This is a genomic window from Lutimaribacter pacificus (assembly GCF_900142185.1).
Taxonomy (GTDB): Bacteria; Pseudomonadota; Alphaproteobacteria; order Rhodobacterales; family Rhodobacteraceae; genus Lutimaribacter; species Lutimaribacter pacificus.
Genome location: NZ_FQZZ01000003.1, coordinates 148,627 through 169,005 on the forward strand (window position 1 = coordinate 148,627; position 20,379 = coordinate 169,005).

Annotated in this window: 12 protein-coding genes, 1 tRNA gene and 1 pseudogene; 4 read left to right on the forward strand and 10 right to left on the reverse strand. The window is 65.6% G+C overall.

Features of this window, described 5'->3' with window-relative positions:
* Positions 1–113: 113 nt before the first annotated feature.
* Together F3H87_RS09530 and F3H87_RS09535 are read left to right on the forward strand one after the other, a co-directional pair.
* A complete protein-coding gene (locus tag F3H87_RS09530) occupies positions 114–2,531 on the forward strand; it encodes a GcvT family protein (RefSeq protein WP_149789172.1) in 2,418 nt (805 codons plus the stop codon).
* Positions 2,532–2,629: 98 nt separating this feature from the next.
* Positions 2,630–3,211 carry a nucleotidyltransferase family protein gene (locus tag F3H87_RS09535; protein WP_149789171.1) on the forward strand — a complete coding sequence of 194 codons (582 nt, stop codon included), beginning with the start codon at positions 2,630–2,632 and terminating at the stop codon, positions 3,209–3,211.
* A 165-nt stretch (positions 3,212–3,376) separates the two neighbouring features.
* Here the strand turns inward: F3H87_RS09535 and F3H87_RS22125 are convergent.
* The 4 genes and pseudogenes from F3H87_RS22125 to F3H87_RS09555 form a co-directional block, all read right to left on the reverse strand.
* Positions 3,377–4,318 (reverse strand): annotated as a pseudogene (locus F3H87_RS22125) (Hint domain-containing protein); the annotation flags it as partial.
* A gap of 265 nt (positions 4,319–4,583) precedes the next feature.
* Positions 4,584–5,153 carry a Hint domain-containing protein gene (locus F3H87_RS09545; protein WP_149789169.1) on the reverse strand — a complete coding sequence of 190 codons (570 nt, stop codon included), beginning with the start codon at positions 5,151–5,153 and terminating at the stop codon, positions 4,584–4,586.
* Positions 5,154–5,688: 535 nt separating this feature from the next.
* Complete coding sequence (locus F3H87_RS09550) at positions 5,689–10,905, reverse strand: Ig-like domain-containing protein (protein WP_149791997.1); 5,217 nt, start codon at positions 10,903–10,905, stop codon at positions 5,689–5,691.
* Between the two features lie 695 nt (positions 10,906–11,600).
* A tRNA-Leu gene (locus F3H87_RS09555) sits at positions 11,601–11,686 on the reverse strand.
* A gap of 128 nt (positions 11,687–11,814) precedes the next feature.
* On the opposite strand from F3H87_RS09555, the gene F3H87_RS09560 reads away from it, so the two are divergent.
* Complete coding sequence (locus F3H87_RS09560) at positions 11,815–12,393, forward strand: YqaA family protein (RefSeq protein ID WP_149788959.1); 579 nt, start codon at positions 11,815–11,817, stop codon at positions 12,391–12,393.
* On the forward strand, positions 12,390–12,863 hold the full coding sequence (locus F3H87_RS09565) for a disulfide bond formation protein B (protein WP_317511241.1): 474 nt from the start codon (positions 12,390–12,392) through the stop codon (positions 12,861–12,863). The genes F3H87_RS09560 and F3H87_RS09565 overlap by 4 nt, the downstream gene beginning before the upstream one ends.
* A gap of 39 nt (positions 12,864–12,902) precedes the next feature.
* Here F3H87_RS09565 and F3H87_RS09570 read toward each other — a convergent pair whose 3' ends face one another.
* The 6 genes from F3H87_RS09570 to soxA form a co-directional block, all read right to left on the reverse strand.
* The gene (locus tag F3H87_RS09570) at positions 12,903–14,171 is read right to left on the reverse strand and encodes an NAD(P)/FAD-dependent oxidoreductase (protein WP_149788958.1); all 1,269 of its coding nucleotides are present in this window, start codon (positions 14,169–14,171) and stop codon (positions 12,903–12,905) included.
* Between the two features lie 31 nt (positions 14,172–14,202).
* Positions 14,203–14,916, reverse strand: a complete 714-nt coding sequence (locus F3H87_RS09575) for a c-type cytochrome (RefSeq protein ID WP_149788957.1) — start codon at positions 14,914–14,916, stop codon at positions 14,203–14,205.
* Between the two features lie 239 nt (positions 14,917–15,155).
* Positions 15,156–16,361 (reverse strand): c-type cytochrome, encoded by a 1,206-nt coding sequence (locus F3H87_RS09580; protein WP_149788956.1) that lies wholly within the window; start codon positions 16,359–16,361, stop codon positions 15,156–15,158.
* Positions 16,345–17,616: a sulfite dehydrogenase gene (gene soxC / locus F3H87_RS09585; protein ID WP_149788955.1), complete on the reverse strand. Its 1,272-nt coding sequence runs from the start codon at positions 17,614–17,616 to the stop codon at positions 16,345–16,347. Before soxC ends, F3H87_RS09580 begins: the two co-directional genes overlap by 17 nt.
* 76 nt (positions 17,617–17,692) lie before the next feature.
* Positions 17,693–19,390, reverse strand: a complete 1,698-nt coding sequence (gene soxB, locus F3H87_RS09590) for a thiosulfohydrolase SoxB (RefSeq protein ID WP_149788954.1) — start codon at positions 19,388–19,390, stop codon at positions 17,693–17,695.
* Between the two features lie 121 nt (positions 19,391–19,511).
* Positions 19,512–20,366, reverse strand: coding sequence for a sulfur oxidation c-type cytochrome SoxA (gene soxA, locus F3H87_RS09595; protein ID WP_149788953.1), 855 nt, complete (start codon positions 20,364–20,366; stop codon positions 19,512–19,514).
* Between the last annotated feature and the right edge of the window lie 13 nt (positions 20,367–20,379).

Consider the following 20,379-nt stretch of genomic DNA (forward strand, 5'->3'; position numbering starts at 1 on the left):
TCGCGGTGATACAAGTGCGCCTTGCCCCTGCGCGACGCATCGTGTCGCCTTTGGGCTTGCGGCACGGGACGAGACAGGAAAGCCTGCGAAAAACAGAAACCGGGAGAAAGCCCATGAAAACCACCACCCGCGTGGCCGTGATCGGCGGAGGCGTCGTCGGATGCAGCGTTCTCTATCACCTGACGAAACTGGGCTGGTCCGACGTGATGCTGATCGAACGCAGCGACCTGACCTCGGGCAGCACGTGGCACGCGGCGGGCGGGTTTCACACGCTGAACGGCGATACCAACATGGCCGCGCTGCAGGGCTATACCATCCGTCTGTACAAGGAACTGGAAGAGATCACCGGCATGTCCTGCGGGCTGCACCACGTGGGCGGCGTGACGCTGGCCGACAACCGCGAACGGATGGACATGCTGCTGGCCGAACGGGCCAAGCACCGCTACATGGGGCTGGAGACCGGGATCGTCGGCCCCGAAGAGATCGCGAAAATCGCGCCGGTCACCAATCTCGACGGGATCATCGGCGGGCTTTACGACCCGCTGGACGGCCATCTCGACCCCTCGGGCACCACCCATGCCTATGCCCGCGCGGCGCGGATGGGCGGGGCCACGATCGAAACGCATTGCATGGTCCGCGAGACGAACCAGCGCCCCGACGGCACATGGGACGTGGTGACTGACAAGGGCACGATCCATGCCGAGCATGTGGTCAATGCCGGCGGCCTCTGGGCGCGCGAGGTGGGCGCGATGGCGGGCATCTATTTCCCGCTGCACCCGATGGAGCACCAGTATATCGTCACCGAGGACGTGCCGCTGATCCTTGAAATGGCGCAGGACGGCCGCGAACACCCCCATGTGATGGACCCCGCCGGCGAAAGCTATCTGAGGCAAGAGGGCAAGGGCCTGTGCATCGGGTTCTACGAACAGCCCTGCCGCCCCTGGGCTGTCGATGGCACGCCCTGGAATTTCGGCCACGAATTGCTGCCCGACGATTTCGACAAGATCGAGGACAGCATCGCCTTTGCCTATCGCCGCTTTCCGGCGCTGGAACGGGCAGGCGTCAAATCGGTGATCCACGGGCCGTTCACCTTCGCGCCCGACGGCAACCCGCTGGTGGGGCCGGTGCCGGGGGTGCGCAATTACTGGTCGGCCTGCGCGGTCATGGCGGGTTTTTCGCAGGGCGGCGGCGTCGGCCTGATGCTGGCGCAATGGATGATCGAGGGCGAGACCGAGCGCGACACCTTCGCGATGGATTGCGCGCGGTTCGGCGACTGGATCACCCCCGGCTACACCCGCCCCAAGGTGATCGAGAATTACCAGAAACGGTTTTCCGTCTCCTACCCGAACGAGGAACTGCCCGCCGCGCGCCCGTTCCGGCAGACGCCGATGTATGACCTGTTCGACGGCATGGGCGCGGTCTGGGGCCATCAATACGGGCTGGAGGTCGCCAATTACTTTGCCGAACCGGGCGAGTCGCGCTTCGAAACCCCGTCCTTCCGCCGGTCCAACGCCTTCGACGCCACCGCGCGCGAGGTCGCGGCGGTGCGCGGCGCCGTGGGCATCAACGAGCTGCAGAATTTCGGCAAGTACCTTGTCACCGGCGCGGGCGCGCGCGGCTGGCTGGACCGGATCATGGCCGGCCGCATCCCGAAACCCGGGCGGCTGTCGCTGACGCCGATGCTGTCGCACAAGGGGCGGCTGATCGGCGATTTCACCGTGTCCTGTCTGAACGACGAAACCTTCCAGCTGACCGCCAGCTACGGCGCGCAGGCGTTCCACATGCGCTGGTTCGGGATGAACGAGGCAGAAGGCGTGCGTGTCGACAACATCTCGGACCGGCTGACCGGGTTCCAGATCGCGGGCCCCAAAGCGCGCGAGGTGCTGGCCGCCTGCACGCGCGACGATATCGCGGACATGCGCTTCATGGACCTGCGCCACGTCACGGTGGGCATGGCCGACTGCCTTGTGCAGCGGGTCAGCTATACCGGTGACCTCGGGTACGAGATCTATTGCGATCCGATGGCGCAGCGCGCGCTCTGGTCGGTGCTGTGGGCGGCGGGGCAGCCACATGGGATGCGCCCCTTCGGGATGCGGGCGATGATGTCGCTGCGGCTCGACCGGTTCTTCGGCAGCTGGGGGGCCGAGTTCAGCCCCGATTACACGCCCGCCGAAACGGGTATGGACCGTTTCATCGCCTGGGGGAAGGACAGCGATTTCATCGGCCGCGCCGCCGCCGAGGCCGAACGCGCCCGGGGCCCCGCCCGCCGGCTGATCAATTTCGGGGTGGACGCGACCGATGCCGATGTCGTCGCCTATGAACCGATCTGGCTGGACGGCGCGGTGGTCGGCTTTTGCACCTCGGGCGGGTATTCGCACCACCTGGGCAAATCCATCGCCTACGGGTTCGTGCCCGCCGACCGCGTCACCGACGAGCTGGAGGTGGAGATCGAAATCCTCGGAAAGATGCACAAGGCGCGGCACCTGCCCCGCTCGCCCTTCGACCCCGAGGGCACGCGGATGCGGGGTTGACGGGGGCGGCACGCTCGTCCTTCATCGTTCCCGAAATACTCCCGCCGGAGGCGTCCGACGGCGCCACCGGCGCGACAACCGATATCGGGCGTGCAGTCATGACAACGGCCATTCTGATCCTCGCCGCCGGGCGTTCGTCGCGCATGGGCGGCGCCGACAAGATGCAGGAAAGCGTCGACGGCGCGCCGCTGCTTGCGGTCATGGCCGCGCGCGCGCTGGCCACCGGGTTGCCGGTCTGGGTGACGGTGCCGGCGCTGTCGCACCCGCGTGCGCGGGTTTTGCCCAAGGGGGTGACGCCGGTTCCGGTCGCGGATGCGGATGAGGGCATGGCCGCCTCGATCCGTGCCGGGGTGGCCGCCCTGCCCGGCGATGTCGCGGCGGTGATGATCCTGCCCGCCGACCTGCCCGACCTGAGCACGCAGGACCTGCGGCTTATGGCCGATACCTATCGCGGCGGGATTTTGCGGGCGACGGCGCAGGACGGCACGCCGGGCCATCCGGTGATCTTTCCACGCACGCTGTTTGCCGAATTGCAGCGCCTGTCAGGCGACGAAGGCGCGCGCGGCGTCCTGCGCGCCCATGCCGGGATATTGCACCTGCTCGCCCTGCCCGCCGCCCATGCGACGACCGACCTCGACACGCCCGGGGCCTGGGCGGCCTGGCGTGCCGCGCGGGGTTGAGGCCGGGCGCAGCGCAAGCGCCTGCACCTCGCGCGCGCCGAGCGTTCCGCGCGCCGCCGGACAGGCGGTTTCCGCACCGTTGCCGCGCAGCTCGGGGAACAGCAGGCGCAGCTCTTCGCGCTGTGCGCGGCCCATGCCGGACAGCGTTCTTTCGTCCGGTTGCAGGCTTTCGCTCCAGGCGCCTTCGCTGCACAGGATCTGGTGATCGTCGAACATCAGATGAACGTAGACCACGCCGGTATCGGTCGGCAATTGCTCTACCCCGTCGAGGAACAGCAGGTCGATCGCGGCGACCAGCGCCTCTTCGTCGCCGGGGCGGGCATGGACCAGCATCCGGTGGCAGGGGGATACCATCAGGTCGCGCTCGGGCTGGTTGCGGCCCAGCGCCCCGGCCCGGATCATCACCGGGCGCAGGTCGGGCCGGCCGATCAGTTCGGCCCCGCCAAGGCTGCGCGTGCCGGTCCAGCGCACGGGCTGATAGCCGGCGTCGCGCGTCAGGACCATGTCGCCCCTTGCGATATCGGCGGCGCGCAGCTCGCCCCGCAGCGTCTTGATCCTTGTGCCGGCGGCGACGCAGGACATACAACCGGCGGGCCCGCTGTCCGGCAGGCCCAAGGCCGCCACGCCCGGCCAGGTCGCCGGGCCGGCCTGCGGATCGCCACGGTCATAGACGATCCCGACCACGCGGTTGGGATAGCAGACCGCGCGCCCCGCCTTCGTGCCGGGCGCATCGCGCTTTTTATCCGGTGCGCCCCGCCAGTCATGGCCGCGCCGGATGGTGATCCCGTCGAACCGGGCCGCGCGCCCAAGCGTGGCATCGGTGCCGGAGGCACCGGCCGGACCCACGGTAAAGGCCATGCCGTCATGGCAGATCGTCAGGATTTCCCGGGTCCGGTCCAGCCCGAGGGTGAAATCGGAACCGAGCGACGTGGCGTCGAGCACCTGGCCCGCCCCGTCCCCGGCGATCAGGGACCAGAAGGCGACGCTGTTCCACGTTGCGGGTGTGACGTTGTGGACGGCCACGGGGAGTTCCCCCTGGCCGGCAGGCGCGGGCCATGCCTGCCCGGCGCGATCGTGATCGCGTATCGCTGGGATATCTGCCTGCATTTTCGACTGCTCCTTGACCGTACTCGCAAGACCCGCAGCATCGTTCCCGCGGGAAACACCCTTTCGGATAGGAAAGGAACCACTCACCTACCCGGATGGATAGGCGACCGGATTGGCAGAAATTCGCGCGAATTCAGGCGAATATAAGGCATTTTGCCCGATTTACGGGGGTTTCGGCCCCGATCCGGGTGCCACGAACGGAAAAGGCGCGGATCATGCCGCTGCATGTCCGCGCCTTCACCTGAGTACCCCGGGCTGAGAGAATTTACCCGAGAACATCGTCCCTGTCCGAGGTGGCCGCGGCCAGTTCCCGCGCCTGCGCACTGGCGGTCGCGCCCTGCGCCTTGTCGGCGGTGCTGAAACACTCGGTCCAGCAGCCGTTCGACAGGATCACCTCGTCATGGTCGAATTCCATGTGGCACAGGCGTTGCGCCTGCGCCGGTGCCACCCCGGCCAGCCCGACAAGATGCCGGGCCGCGATCAGCGCCTCGGACTCGTCCAGCAGGAGCGCGGCAATCTCGCCGGTGACGAGGATGCGGTGCTGCGCGCTGACGCATGTATCGCGCAGCGGCATCCCGCAGCCCAGCCCGCCCTTGCGGATCACCACGGTTTCGATGTCGCGTGCGCCGGTCCAGACGATCCGGCGGATGGGTTGCAGGCCGTTGTCGCGCGTCAGCACCCGGTCGCCGGGGCAAAGCCCGCTCAGCGGCAGTTCGCCGCGATCGGTGGCGATCAATATCTCACCGTCGCATTGGGCAAGCCGCGCAAGACGGTCGGCCGCGGTTCCGGCGGTCTGGCCTGTCTCGGCATCGCGGGGCAGCGCAGAGGCGAACATGGGGCGGTCTCTCTCAATCCTTCGGGGCCTTTGGTGACGGCGCTCCGCTCTCACCCGGATGCGCTGTCGGCCTCTATCGGTTTACGGTTCGGCCACATTTTTGACAAGCTTTCGGTCGGTTTTCGGCAGATTGGCAGGACCGGCGGGTTGGTCCTTTTGTTTCCGTATCGCCACCCGACGCACGGGATATCCGGCAAATCTGGAAACTATAGCGCGTAAATTGCAAGATTATCGCCGTTTATCCACAAAACTGTCCCCACCCCGGAAAACGCGAAAAGTTTTACGCAAATCCGCGATGGCAGCATCCCCGAAACAAGCTGCCGGTTGCGCCGGGTTTGTTTCGGCAGCGAGGTGCGCGCCCTGCCCCGCCGGCCCGAATCGTGCCGCATTTGCGGCAGGTCCGGCAAGGAAACACCCCGGCCACCGGCCCGCGACCTGCAACAGGTCGCCGACGCGGCAGCCGGGGTGCCCGAAACGATCAGACCCCCATCTGATCGGAGGGTGCACCGGGCGGTTCCGCCCGATGCGTGCTGCATCACTTGATAAGAAGCCGGGCCTCGTGCTTTTTCAGCGACCGGCGCGCGGCCTGGTAATCGTCGATACCGTCCCGGGTGCGAAGCTCGGGGAACAGCTCGAAGATCTCGTTGCGCTGCGCGTTGCCCACGCCCTTCAGGCTCATGTCGCCGGGCTGGAAGCTTTCGGTCCAGGAGCCGTTGGACAACACCACCTCGTGATGGTCGAACATGAAATGGATATAGGTCGTGCTCATCACGTCGACCTCGTGGATACCCTCGGCTCCCACCAGGTGCTTGGCCGCGGCAAGAACCTCGCGTTCCTCGAAATAGAGCGCGGTCTTGTCGTTGTTCACCAGCAGGCGGTGGTTGGGGCTGACCAGCATGTCGCGTTCGGGCAGGTCGTTGCCCAGCGCGCCCTTGCGGATCAGGATCGGCTTGAGATGCGTATCCCTTGCCAGTTCCAGCCCGGTGACCGGCTTGGCGCCGATCCAGCGGATTTCCTGGATACCGTTGTCGCGGGTGATCACCCGGTCGCCGACCGCCAGATCCTCGACCAGCCGTTCGCCCTGCGGCGTGGCGATCGTGGTGCCGGGGGTAAAGCAGGGCACGATTTCCTCGATCTCGGTGAAATCCAGCCGGCCGGCCTCGGCCCCGGTGGCATCGAAATAGCTGACAAAGCCGTTGACGCCGTTTCCGTTGCTGTCGGGCCCGGTGATCGTGACGTTCAGCGACCCGCCCGCCGGGGCCGAGCCCGTCAGGTCGAGCACGTCGTAATCGTCGCCGCCCGCGTCACCGTCGATCACGTCGCCGATGCCGACGCCGGTGAACAGGTCGCGGTCGTCGCCGCCCGCCAGGTTGTCGGCCCCGTCGCCGCCGATGATCGTGTCGTCCCCGGCGCCGCCGATGATGCTGTCGTCACCGTCTTCGCCGCGCAGCAGGTCGTCGCCGGTGCCGCCTTCGATCACGTCATCGCCATCGCCGCCGCCGACCGCGTCGTCGCCCGCGCCACCCAGCAGGGTATCGTCGCCGATACCGCCGTCGATCACGTCATTGCCGGCCTCGCCCTGGATCAGGTCGTCGCCATGGCCGCCAAGCAGCGTATCGTCGCCGGTGCCGCCAAAGATCCGGTCATCGTCGACGCCGCCGTCGATGTAATCGTCGCCCTCGTCGCCATAGAGGATATCGGCATCGTCGGCCCCGAAGATCGTGTCGTTGCCATCGCCACCGCGGATCACGTCGATATTGTTGCCGGGGCGCAGGTCGGTCTCGTCCGGGACGTTGACGAAATCGGGATAGCCCGGCGGCAGGCCGCCATAGATCAGGTCATCGCCCGCGCCGCCAAGGATCGTGTCGGCGCCTTCGCTGCCGATAATGGTGTCGTCGCCATCCTCGCCATGGATCAGGTCGGCGTCGATCCCGCCGTCGATGCTGTCATTCCCGGCGCCGCCGTAAATCGTGTCGGCATCGTCGCCCGTCAGGATGGTGTCGTCGCCATCGCCGCCATGGACCAGGTCGCGGTCATCCTCGGTATCGGGATCGGCCGGGTAGTAGCCGGGATAGTCGATATCGGGCAGCGGGTTCGAGAAACCGGGCCGCGAGCTGGTGTCGATGAAATCGTCGCCCGCCTCGCCATGAACGGTATCGCGCCCGTCCTCTCCCAGGATCGAATCGTCGCCATCGCCGCCGAAGATCAGGTCGTTCCCGTCAACGCCGCGAATGGTGTCGTTCCCGCCATCGCCATGAAGCGTGTCGTCCCCTTCGCCGCCGATCACGCTGTCATCGTCATCGCCGCCATGGATCAGGTCGTCCTCTTCGCCGCCGCGCAGCGTGTCGCTGCCCGCACCGCCGAGGATGGTATCGTTGCCCTCGTTGCCGCGGACGCTGTCATTGCCGTCGCCGCCTTCGATATGGTCGTCGCCGGTGCCGCCGCGCAGGGTATCGTCGCCCTCCTCGCCAAAGAGCGAGTCGTCGCCCTCGCCGCCCAGCAGCTCGTCATCGCCGGTGCCGCCATAGACATCGTCATCGCCAAGCCCTGCATCGACCGTGTCGTTGCCGTCATAGGCATAGATGATGTCATCCTCGGGCGCCTCGCCCGGCAGGATCGCGTCGCCGCTGTCCACCAGGTCGCCCTCGGGGTCGCCCTCGTAGGTATAGCCGGGGTTCAGGGGTGACTCGGTGCCGATGAAATCGTCCCCGGCGGTGCCTTCGACGATACCGTCGCGCGGATTGGCCTCGACCGTGACGGTCACCGTGGCGGTGTCGGTGCCGCCATTGCCGTCCGAGATCGTATAGGTGAACGCATCCGTGCCCGCGAAACCGGGATCGGGCGTATAGACCGGATTGCCGGACACCGGGTCGATCGCAACGGTGCCGTTGGCGCCATCGGTCGTGCCGACAACGGTCAGCGGGTCGTTCTCGGGGTCGGTATCGTTGCCCAGAACATCCACCTCGACCGGCGTGTCGAACGGCGTGGTCTCGCTGTCATCCACCGCGTCGGGCGCGTCGTTCACGGCCCCCACGGTGAGCGTGACCGTCGCCGTATCCGTCCCGCCATTGCCATCGCTGACCGTGTAGGTGAACTCATCCGTGCCGTTGAAATCCGGGTCCGGCGTGTATGTGTAGGAGCCGTCCGGGTTCACCACCACCGAGCCGTGCGCCGGGTCGGTATTGCCGGTCACCGTCAGCGTATCGCCGTCGGGATCGGTGTCGTTGCCCAGCACGTTGCCGGTGATCACGCTGTCCTCGTCGCCCGAGGCTGCGTCATCCACCGCGTCGGGCGCGTCGTTCACGGCCCCCACGGTGAGCGTCACCGTCGCGGTATCCGTCCCGCCATTGCCATCGCTGACCGTGTAGGTGAACTCATCCGTGCCGTTGAAATCCGGGTCCGGCGTGTATGTGTAGGAGCCGTCCGGGTTCACCACCACCGAGCCATGCGCCGGGTCGGTATTGCCGGTCACCGTCAGCGTGTCGCCGTCGGGATCGGTGTCGTTGCCCAGCACATTGCCGGTGATCACGCTGTCCTCGTCGCCCGAGGCCGCGTCATCCACCGCATCCGGCGCGTCGTTCATGGCCCCCACGGTGAGCGTCACCGTCGCCGTATCCGTCCCGCCATTGCCATCGCTGACCGTGTAGGTGAACTCATCCGTGCCGTTGAAATCCGGGTCCGGCGTGTATGTGTAGGAGCCGTCCGGGTTCACCACCACCGAGCCATGCGCCGGGTCGGTATTGCCGGTCACCGTCAGCGTGTCGCCGTCGGGATCGGTGTCGTTGCCCAGCACGTTGCCGGTGATCACGCTGTCCTCGTCGCCCGAGGCCGCGTCGTCGATGGCGTCGGGGCCGCGGTTGAAGGGCGAGCCGCGGATCTCTTCGATCTCGACGAAATTGACGGTCTCGTCGGTCGGGATGCCGTTGCTGTCGACAAAGACGACGGTGCCGTTGATCCCGTTGCCGTTGGAATCCTCGGTCACGTTTTCCAGGTAATACGGACCCTGGCCGGTCAGGTCGAGGATATCGTGATCGTCCCCGCCCGCGCCGCCATCCACCTCGTCCCCGCCATCGGCGAAGATGATGTCGCGGTCGTCATGGCCGCGCAGGATGTCGTTGCCCGCACCGCCATCCAGGATATCGTTGCCGGTGCCGCCGAGCAGGCTGTCATCGCCTTCGTCCCCGAACAGGGTATCGTTGCCCGCATCGCCATGAAGCGTATCGTTGTCATTGCCGCCGACAAGGCTGTCATTGCCGGCACCGCCAAGCAGCGTGTCGTTGCCGTCCTCGCCGTAAAGCACGTCGTCGCCGGTGCCGCCAACCAGCGAGTCGTCGCCCGGCGCGCAGTCGGCGACCGAGCCGATCGTGTCGAAATGCACGTCGGTGATCCACACCTTCTGGTCGGTGCAGTCGCCATTGTCGTAATCGATCTCGATATGCGAAACCGGGCCCGCGATCTCGACCAGAAGCGAGCCGCGCGCGTCGTCGGGGCCGTAATCGGTATCGTAATGTTCGTCGCCCGTCGCGGTATTGCCGTTCAGCGTGATGAAGCTGCCCGCCGTCAGTTCGACCGGCACAAGGTTGCCCTGCGCGTCATAGGCGCGGATCGTCACCCGGTCGATATGGTCGTCGGACCGGTTGCCCTCGTCGATATCGTTGATGCGGAAGCTGACATTCTGCACCTCGTCCTCATAGGCGGCATCCGTCGCGCTGAAATCCAGCCGCGTGGTCGAGGTGTTGTCCCAGCCGCCCTCGCCGCCCTTGCCGAAAAGCTGGAGCGCCGATTTGCTGTCGAAGGTTTCCCCGCCGGCGGCATCGACATATTGCAGGTCGCGGGTGGTGGTGGCGGTCGCGCCGTAATCCTGCTTGTCGAAGGACACCTTCACGTTGATGCCGCCGGCGTCGATATTCACCGGCTGGCCGTCGGCGATCCCGGTGCCATAACCGATATCGCCCCAGTCCAGCACCTTGGCGTCGCCGCCGGCGTCCGCCTCGCCCAGCGACTGATCGCCATGGATCGTGTCGTTGCCGGCACCGCCGAAAACCGTGTCGTCCCCGCCACCGGCATAAATCACGTCATCGGCCGCGCCCGCATTCACGACATCATCGCCGCAACCGGCGTCGACGATATCCTCGTCGCCGCTGTTGGGGGGCAGCGCATCGCCCGCGTCGATCCTGTCGCCCTCGGGATCGCCGGTATAGCCCGCGTCGATCACGTCGTCGCCGGCGGTGCCCGCGACGATACCGTCGCCCCCGGCCTCGGGTTCGGGCGCGACGATGGTGGTGTTGTCGACCGACTGATAGCTGTGCCAGCCGGTGAAATTGTCGCCGGTGAAGCTGTCGATCGTAACCGACGAGATCTGCAGGTTGTCGAGCGTGCCGCAGTTCTGCAGGTCGTTGAGGAAGAGATCGCCATTGGCCTGCTGGGTGAACAGCGCCTCGACCGTGCGGGTGGACCCGTCGCCCAGTGTCAGCGTCACGATGCCCTTGAGCGTCGCGTCGGTCTGGTTGCTGAGCGTGCCGGTGCCGCGGTCATAGGTGACCGTATCGCAATAGGGGTTGCACTCGTCATCGGCGATAACGCCGTTGTGGTCCCGGTCGTCCAGGCGCAGCGACAGGACCTTCAGGCTGTCGTGGTCGACGGTGGTGCCGACCAGCGCGCCCTCGTTCTCGGCATCGTAGTCGCCCTCATAGGTGTCGACGGACGCAAAATTTCCCAGGTAAATGACATTCACGTAAGTGGTTTTCGTCATCGGCTCACTCTCCTACCAACGAACGGGACGACCCCAGTCGCACATCTATCTTCTTGCGAAACGGGTGCCGTCAGCACGCGCGCCCACACGGATCAACAATAGCCTCGCCAGACATGGAGTTGGGAAATACGGTCGCAGGACAAACACCCCGCTTGCGCGGGTGTTGAACCTGTCCCGGCGTTGGCAGCGCCTGCGCAGACAGCCGACGATCGCATCCCCCGTATCCAATGGACACAGACAGTTCAGCGGCCGCCCCCGTGGCCTATTTCATGCCCCCCAGTCGGGCAGGACGGACATTAGCCGAGCAATTGAGGCGAACAAAGGGGAGTTTTTCCGAAAATTGCCCAGTTTGTGCCGCATTTTGTCATCCCCTCGTCAAATTCATCCGGTCATGCAAGATTGGATTGTGCACGTTTCGTGGATAGATCGCCGGGCATTCGGCGAAAACCTGTGTATCTTCAACCGGACATGCACGCCCCGGGTGCAGATTGAACACGAGCAATGAACAATCCCCCCGTGCCACTTCGCCACATACGGGACCCGACACCGCCCGGCAAAATGCTTAACATCTGTTCACGGGAAGGCATCTTTGCCTGTAGCGCCCGGCTATTGTCCGTGACGATGTGCCAATTGAACCGCGGGGGCCGGGCGAATCGAGCGATGCCGGTCACTGTCGTTCGGAATTGCGGGAAATCTGGTGCCCAAGGAGAGACTCGAACTCTCACGCCCGTGAAGGCGGGGGATTTTGAATCCCCTGCGTCTACCATTCCGCCACTTGGGCCCGGTCCTTGGTCTAGCTTGGCGCGCGCCGGGCGTCCAGATGCAATTCGCTTTGTGCTTGCTGTCCGGCGTGCGCCCGCTAAACAGGCGGGGCATTGCGGCCACGCGCACGCGCCCGGGAGAGGATTGATGATCCGACGCCTTTACGACTGGACCATGGCCCAGGCCGACCACCCCCGCGCCCTGTGGGTGCTGGCGCTGGTATCCTTCGTCGAAAGCTCGGTCTTTCCGATCCCGCCCGACGTGCTGATGATCCCGATGATCCTGGCGCGCCCGTCGCGGGCCTTCGCGATCGCGGCGGTGGCGCTGGTGGCGTCGGTGCTGGGGGGCTTGCTGGGCTATGCCATCGGCGCACTGGCCTATGAGCAGGTCGGCCAGCCGATCCTTGCGGCCATGGGCAAGGGGGCGGCAATGGCCGAGTTCAACACCCGCTTCAACGATTTCGGGTTCTGGCCGGTGCTGATCGCCGGCATGACGCCCTTTCCCTACAAGGTCATCACCATCATGTCGGGCTGGACCGGGCTGCCGCTGGCCACCTTTGTCGTGACCTCGGTCGTGGCACGGGGGCTGCGGTTTTTCATCGTCGCGGCGCTGCTGTGGAAATATGGCGCACCGATCCGTGATTTCATCGAACGTCGTCTGGGATTGATGTTCGTCCTGTTCGTCGTCATCCTGCTGGGCGGGTTCTATGTCGTGAGGTTCCTGTGACGCTGACGCAAAAACAGCTTGTCCTGCTGGCCGCAGGCGGATCGACGGCACTGTTGGCCGGGGCGTTCCTGTTCCAGTTCCTGGGCTGGGCCCCGTGCGAGCTGTGCCTGTGGCAACGCTGGCCGCACGCGGCGGCGATCGCGATCGGCGCGGCGGCACTGGCCATCGGCGGGCGGGGACTGGCCTGGGCGGGCGTGCTGGCGGCGGCGGTGGCGGCGGGGCTGGCCCTCTATCACACCGGGGTCGAGCGGAAATGGTGGAACGGTCCGGCCAGCTGCACCGGCAGCGGCGGGCTGGGCGCCTCGGACGGCAGCGCGCTGCTGCCGGGTGCCGCGGCCGACACCCCCACCCTTGTCCTGTGCGACCAGGTGCAGCCGTTCTTCCTGGGGCTGACCATGGCGAACTGGAACCTCGTGTTCTCGCTGGGCCTTGTCGCGCTCTGGATCGTGGCGGCGACGCGCCGGGCCTAGGGACACCGGGGCCAGTGCGGCCCCGGCGCGGTGCTCGTGTCAGCCGAACATGTCGGCGGTGATGCCGGCATACCAGCCCAGGCTTTCCTCGTAGGTCTGCTTGCGCAGCGACGCGTCCTCGCCGGTCTGGCTGATGAAGCTGGCCACGCTCGAGATCTTCTCGTCGGTCGCCTCGTAGGACGCGCCCACCTTGACCCCGTCATCGGCGTCGATCAGCGACCAGCAGGTGTTCGAGAACTTGGCCGGGAACACCTTGGAGCCGGTCAGCTCGCCCCGGATCGCCATCGCCGCGACCTTGGCCTGGCTGTTGGCCGAGAAGCCCGATTTCGGCATGTCGCCCTGGTTGGTCGCATCGCCCAGCACGTGAATGTTGCCGTCTATCCGGCTGACCATCGTGTGCCCGTTGACAGGCGCCCAGTTGCCGTCGTTGACGCCCGCGATCTCGCAGATGCGGCCGGCCTTCTGCGCCGGGATCACGTTGCAGACATCGACCTTTTCGACGACACCGTCGATCGTCACGGTCATCTCGCCCGGATCGACCTCGACCTTGTCGCCGCCGAAATCGGGGCCGATGCGCTCGATCATACCGGCGTAGTGACTGTTCCATCCCTCCTCGAACAGTGCCTGTTTCGAAAATTTCTCTTTCGGATCAACGATCAGGATCTTGGCCGTCGGGTTGATCTGGCTCAGCAGGTGGGCGACCATGCTGACCCTTTCATAGGGTCCCGGCGGGCAGCGATAGGGGTTGGGCGGCGCAACCATGGCGAAGCGCCCGCCCTCGGGCATCGATTCAATCTGCGCCTTTAGCAGCTCGGTCTGGCTGCCCGCCTTGTAGGCATGGGGCATCCTGTTCTGGGCGCTCACGTCCCAGCCCGGCACGGCACCGTCGACGAAATCGATCCCCGGGCTCAGCACCAGCTTGTCATAGGGCAGCACCGCCCCGCCGGCCAGCGTGACGGTCTTTGCGTCGCGGTCGACGCCGGTGGCCCAGTCATGGACGACGTTGACCCCGTATTCCGCCGCCAGCGTGCCATAGCTGTGCGCGATCGAGCTGAGGTCGCGGAACCCGCCGATATAGAGGTTCGAGAAAAAGCAGGTGTAATACTGCCGCGACGGTTCGACCAGCGTGACGTCGATCTCACCCTTGCTGTCCTTGGCCAGATAGCGCGCGACGGTGGCCCCGCCCGCGCCGCCGCCGATCACGACGACCTTGGGCCGGCCATCGGTGGCGCCCCAGACCATCGGCGCCTGGAGCGCGGCCGCAGCCGCCGCCCCGGTGCCGATAAAGGCGCGTCTGTTGAGTTTCATAGCGTGTCCTCCCATGTAAGGCGCGGCCCGCTCAGAGCCCCGCAAAATATGCGGCAAGGGCCGCAATCTCGTCATCGGTCAACCGCCCGGCATAGGCCTGCATCACCGGATGCGGCCGGATCTTGCGCTTGTAGGCGTGCAGCGCGATCACGAAATCCTCCTGCGGCCAGCCGGTGATCGACGGGATACCCTGGTCGGACCCGTCGCGCTGGTGGCAGGTCGTGCATTCGCTGGCCAGGTATTCGCCGTATTCGGGGTCGCCCACCAGCGCGAGAATCCCGGGCGGCAATTCCACCTCGGGGGCGATGGCAGTCGGCTGCGCCTCGGGGATGTTGGCGGGATTGTCCGAGAACTGGCGCAGGTAGGCCAGCACATCGGCGCGGTCCTGCGCATCGCTCAGCCCCGCGAAATTCATTCGCGTGCCCGTGACCAGGTATTTGGGATTTTCCAGGTAGGCGTGCAGCTTTTCCAGCGACCAGATCAGCCCGTCATTGCCCGCGCGCAGCAGCCCATCGGAGTATTTCCCATAGCCGTCGACGGTGCCCGCCCGGCGCCCGAATATCCCGTTCAGATGCGGCCCGACGCGGTGTGTCGCCCCCTGCCCGACCTGGTGGCAGCTTGCGCATTTGCGAAAGATCCGTTCGCCGTTTTCGGCATCGCCGATCTCGTCGGCGGCAGCGGCGCCGACCCAGGCGCCGATCGCCAGGCACAGCCCGGCCAAGACTGACGGAACACCCGTCTTCATGCCGTATCCTCCCGGTCTTGCTGCGCCTTCTTCGGGGCGTTTTCAGATATAATGCTGGCCGAATTTCCCCATGTTTTCAATCTTTTCTTCTGCCATGCGGGAAAAAAGAACGGGCGTTTCAACCGGTGAAACGCCCGCCCGAGCCTGTTCCGGCCAGCCGCTCCGAAACGGATCGCCTTGCCGGTATGTGGCAGTCAAGACAGGGCCGGCCGGGCCGGCCCTGCGTCATGGATTTCGCGTTACTGGAACGTCTTGAGATACTCGATGACCGCCTTGATATCCTCGTCCTTGCGCAGGCCGGCAAAGGACATCTTGGTACCCTTGATGAAATCGCGCGGCTTGGTCAGGAATTCGGTCAGGTTGGCCTCGTCCCAGACCATGCCGCTTTCGCCCATCTCGACGATGGTATCGCCGTAACGGAAATCCTCGACATGGGCCAGTTTCGCACCGATCACACCGTTCAGCACCGGGCCGGTCCGGTTCGACGCGCCCTCGCCGACCTGATGGCAGGCCTTGCACTTCTTGAAGACGTTTTCGCCCTCTTCGGCCAGCGCCATATCGACCGACGCGGCCGCAGGCGTCGCCTCGGCGGTCGGGGCCTCTTCGGCAGCGGGCTCTTCCGCAGGCGCGGCGGCGGCCATCTCGGTTTCGCCGGCATCTGCGGCCGGTTCGGCAGCGGCCTCTTCCCCGGCGCCTTCCTCTTCCGGCGTCACGTCCAGAACCGCGGCGCGCATGGTGATTTCCACGCTGTCCTTGCAGTTTTCCATGCAGGGCTCGGCGGTCCAGAAATGCTTTTCCGCCTCCTCGCGGTCATCGACGATGAACCCGTCGGTATTGGTCATTTCGACCTCGAGGAAGTTCTCGTTCGACAGGACGAAATCGTCCTCCACCAGGTAGTTCGAATAGAGGATATAGGCCGTGATCGCGTAAACCTCGTCGGGCGACAGGGTTTGCGCCGCGCCAAACGGCATCGAGCGGTGGACGTAATCCCACACGGTCGACAGGTAGGGCCAGTAGGAGCCCACGGTCTTCAGCGGGTCCTTGTCGGCCAGCGTGCCCTCGCCCCCGGCCAGTTTCGGCCAGTTGTCGACGCCTTCGGCGAATTCGCCATGGCAGACCGCGCAATTGTCCGAGAACAGCATCTCGCCATCCTCGACCGAGCCCGAGCCGACCGGCAGGCCGGTGCCGTCGGGTGCGACGTCCAGATCCCAGGCCGCGACCTCTTCGGGCAGCGCGGGCCGGCCAAGGCCGAACCTGGCGTCGGCGGCGGCATTGCTGGCCTGCGCAGAGGCGATCAGCAGGAAATCGCTGTCCGCCTCGGCCGCCATCCTGGGCGCCTCGGCCGGCATCGGCGCGACGTTGCGGTCGGCGAAATTATACGCGCCGGTCAGCAGCGCAACGAGGCCGACGCCGACACCGCCGTAAAGATTAAGAGACTTCGACATTTTCGGCCTCCCCGTTCGGTTTCACCCACCAGGTCTGGATGCAGTTGTTGTGATAGATCGAGTTCTCGCCGCGCACGTCGCGCAGCTGCGCCTTGCTGGGCTGGACATATCCGGTGTCGTCACGCGCGCGCGATTGCAGGAACATCTCTTCGCCGTTCCATTCGATATCGAGGTAGAACCGCGTCAGCGCCTTGGATTGCCCCGGCTGCGCCAGCCGCGCGGGCTGCCAGTTCATGCCACCGTCCAGCGACACGTCGACGCCGGTGATCGCACCGCGGCCCGACCAGGCAAGCCCCGTCACCACAAGCGGCCCGTGGCCGTGTTTGATCGGCGATTGCGGGCTGGGCGAGGTGACGACCGACTTGGCGTCCATCACCCAGGTCCATTTGCGGCTGGTGCCATTGGCCAGCGTGTCGGTATATTTCGAGGTCTCTTCGCGGCTTTCGATGGCCTGCGTCGTGACTTCGACGCGGCGCAGCCACTTGATCCACATGTTGCCTTCCCAGCCTGGCACGACCAGGCGCACGGGATACCCATGTTCCTTGCGCAGCGCCTCGCCATTCGCCTTGAAGGCCACCAGCACGTCGTCCAGCGCCTTTTCCAGCGGGATCGAGCGACCGTTCGACGAGGCGTCGGCCCCTTCGACATAGACCCACTTGCCCTCGGTCTGCACGCCCGCCTCGTTCAGCAGGGTGCGCAGCGGCACGCCGGTATATTCCATGTTGTGGATCATGCCATGGGTGAACTGTGCGCCGTTCAGCTGCGCGCCCGCCCATTCCATGCCGGTATTGGCCGCGCATTCGCAGAAATAGACGTGGTTTTCGCGCGGGAACCGCTCCAGATCCTCGTAGGTGAAGATCAGCGGCGTATCCACCAGCCCGTTGATCATCAGGCGGTAATCGTCCTTGCGCAACTCGATCGCGCCCGAATGGTGACGCTCGAACGCGCAGCCCTGCGGGGTGATCGTCCCGTCAAGCGCATGGATCGGGGTAAAGTTGATCGAGCTGATCGTATCGGCGGTCAGCCATTCCACGTTGCGGCGGATCACGTCGCTTTCGTACTGGATCGGCAGGCCATAGGGCGTGGCGTCCACGCCGTCGCCCAGCCCGGTGGCCCAGTCCTGAACCTCGGTGATCAGCGGATCGGGTTCCGCGGCCCTGGCCGCGCTGGCCCCGAACACGGCACCGCCCGCCGCGATCGAGCCCTTCAGAAAGGCCCGCCGCGAGGGCGCCTTGCCTTTGAAGCTGGCTGTCATCTTACTCTCGCCTCCTGTTTCGTTTCCGGCCCCGGCACGCGCACCGGCCGGCCAAAAGGTTTGGGGTGGGCGGGGGTCAGAGCCCCTCGACCACGACACTGTTGTTGGGCGCGACCGTCACGGTGCCCAGTTTGCGGACATGGCTTTCGACCACGTCCCAGATCTGCGGCCCCTCGGTGCCTTCGTTGACGCTGGCCCAGCCGGCGACGACGTAATTCTTCGCCGGGTCGATCGCCTCGCCCGTCTTCAGCAGCGTCATGTCGCTGATGCGCTCGCCCTGCGGCTTCGAGATGTCGATGCGATAGCCCATGCCGCCGATGCGGACCATGTCGCCACCCTGCTGGTAATAGGGGTCGGGGTTGAAGATGTTGTCGGCCACGTCCTCGAGGATCACCTTGATGAACTCGCCGGTCATCTCGGAGCGATACGCCTTGCCATAGGTCATCGAGGTGACGTTCCAGATGTCCTCGCGGGTGATGTCGTCGCCGGGGATCAGCGACGGACCCCAGCGCACGCCGGGCGACATGGCGATATCGGCCTCGCGTTCGCTCAGCAGCGCGTCGCAGATCAGGTCGTCCCACGAGCCGTTGAAATTGCCCCGCCGATAAAGCAACGAGTCGGTCTGGCCGATCACCTCTTCCAGTTCGGCCTTGAAGGGCGCGCGCTGGTCGTCGATCAGCGCGGCGACCTCGGCATCGGGGGCGATCACGTCCGAGAAGATCGGGATCAGCTTGTGGCGGAAGCCCATCATGCGGCCGTCGCGCACATCCAGGTCGACGCGGCTGACGAATTTTCCGTTCGAACCCGAGGCCACGATGATCGTGTCGCCCACCAGCACCGGCTCGGGCAGCGCGTCATGGGTGTGACCCGACAGGATCACGTCGATGCCGGTGACGACGCCGGCCATCTTCTTGTCCACGTCAAAGCCGTTATGGCTGAGCACGACAACCAGGTCGGCGCCCTGCCCGCGCACCTCGTCCACCATCGACTGCATGTGTTCGTCGCGGATACCGAAGCTGTATTCGGGGAACATCCAGCCCGGGTTGGCGATCGGCATGTAGGGAAAGGCCTGGCCGATCACCGCGATCTTCGCACCGCCGCGTTCGAAGAACTGGTAGGGGGCGAAATCCTCGGCCGGTTCGTCCCATTCGGCGTCAAATATGTTCTGGCCAAGCGCCGCGAAGGGCAGATCGCCCACGATCTCGCGCACGCGATCCGAGCCCAGCGTGAACTCCCAGTGGAAGGTCATCGCGTCGGGTTTGAGCGCGTTCATCACGTTGACCATGTCCTGCCCCTGCGTCTGGTAGCAGGTGTAAGAGCCATGCCAGGTGTCGCCGCCATCCAGCAGGATCGCGTCGGGACGGTCGGCGCGGATCGCGTTGATGACCGTGGCCACGCGATCCAGGCCGCCGACCTTGCCGTAAGCCTGGGCCAGCGACGAGAAATCGTTGTAGGTCAGAGCGTAATGGCTGGGGCTGCCATCCGCGATGCCGTAAAGCTTGCGGAAATCGGCCCCCGTGACATGCGGCACAGCCCCCTTGTTGTTGCCGACGCCGATATTCACCTCGGGTTCGCGGAAATAGATCGGCTTGAGCTGGGCGTGAATGTCCGTGATGTGGATAAGCGAGACATTGCCAAACGTGTCGAACTGCAAAAGCTGGTCCTGCGTCAGGCTTTGCTGCGCGGCAAGGCGGGCCCAGTTGCCAAAGCCCGATGCGCCGACCAGGGCCGATGCGGCCATCGAAACCTGAAGGAAATCGCGGCGGGAGATCATGGGAGCGTGTCTCACTTCTTCACTGTCACTCTGCACAGGTTCGATACATGCGCATATGTGAATGGGTTGTTAAGGACAAACCCCGCGCCCGGCATGTCGGCCAGACGCGGGGTTCGGTGGTTTAGTTACGAACCGAAGGCCCTTCGACCGACAGGCCGTTGCCGCGCGACGCGACATACAGTTCCAGCGCCACGAATTCGGGGCTGCCGGGCGCGAAGGATTCGGCACGGGTGTCGCGGATACAGCCGAAGAAACGGCCATGCACGGTGTTCAGCCTGGCGTTCTTCAGGCGATAGGTCGGGAACCCGTTGACCTGGCCCTGGCTCAGGTGGTCGGCGCGGATCATGTTGCCGTAGTTCTCTTCATGGCAGGACGCGCAGGACAGGTCGAGCTGCCCGAAGCGGGTGTAATACATCTCCTTGCCCTGCTCCCAGGTCTCGGCAACCGGGCCGTCGATGGCCACGTTCACCGGCATGCCGCGGGACTGAACGGCGATCAGCGCCTCCATCGCGGCCATCGGGCCGCTGTCGTACTTGTACGCCTCGGCGCCCATGTTCTCGGTCCGGCAGTGGTTGATCTGCATCGCCAGGGTGCGCACCTCGCCGGCCTCTTCGTTCCATTTCGGATAGACCGCGCGCACGCCCTTCATGCTGTCCTCGGCGCTTTCGTGGCACGACGCGCAGGACTTGCCCTCGGTGCCTTCGACCGTGTCCCACGCCACCATGGCGTCCTCGACCGCCAGCATACCGGGGTTGTCGAAATCGTCCATTTCCATGGCTTGCGTGTCGTCGTTGCGGAAGTGCCAGCCCGACATGATCTCGGGCAGCAGGCTGTCCTCGAGATGCGCGGGCAACGGCGCCTTGGTGACCATCTCTTCGCCGTTGATGGTCAGCGTGTCGTCATCCGGGTCTGCAAATGTCAGCGCCGGTGCCGCAACCATCAATGCCGCGATGGCTGTCAGTGCCTTGAATTTCATTAAGCGTCCTCCC

Coding starts and splice junctions, on each gene's coding strand:
- F3H87_RS09530 (WP_149789172.1), top strand. CDS start 114: ATGAAAACCACCACCCGCGTGGCCGTGATCGGCGGAGGCGTCGTCGGA.
- F3H87_RS09535 (WP_149789171.1), top strand. CDS start 2,630: ATGACAACGGCCATTCTGATCCTCGCCGCCGGGCGTTCGTCGCGCATG.
- F3H87_RS09545 (WP_149789169.1), bottom strand. CDS start 5,153: ATGTTCGCCTCTGCGCTGCCCCGCGATGCCGAGACAGGCCAGACCGCC.
- F3H87_RS09550 (WP_149791997.1), bottom strand. CDS start 10,905: ATGACGAAAACCACTTACGTGAATGTCATTTACCTGGGAAATTTTGCG.
- F3H87_RS09560 (WP_149788959.1), top strand. CDS start 11,815: ATGATCCGACGCCTTTACGACTGGACCATGGCCCAGGCCGACCACCCC.
- F3H87_RS09570 (WP_149788958.1), bottom strand. CDS start 14,171: ATGAAACTCAACAGACGCGCCTTTATCGGCACCGGGGCGGCGGCTGCG.
- F3H87_RS09575 (WP_149788957.1), bottom strand. CDS start 14,916: ATGAAGACGGGTGTTCCGTCAGTCTTGGCCGGGCTGTGCCTGGCGATC.
- F3H87_RS09580 (WP_149788956.1), bottom strand. CDS start 16,361: ATGTCGAAGTCTCTTAATCTTTACGGCGGTGTCGGCGTCGGCCTCGTT.
- soxC (WP_149788955.1), bottom strand. CDS start 17,616: ATGACAGCCAGCTTCAAAGGCAAGGCGCCCTCGCGGCGGGCCTTTCTG.
- soxB (WP_149788954.1), bottom strand. CDS start 19,390: ATGATCTCCCGCCGCGATTTCCTTCAGGTTTCGATGGCCGCATCGGCC.
- soxA (WP_149788953.1), bottom strand. CDS start 20,366: ATGAAATTCAAGGCACTGACAGCCATCGCGGCATTGATGGTTGCGGCA.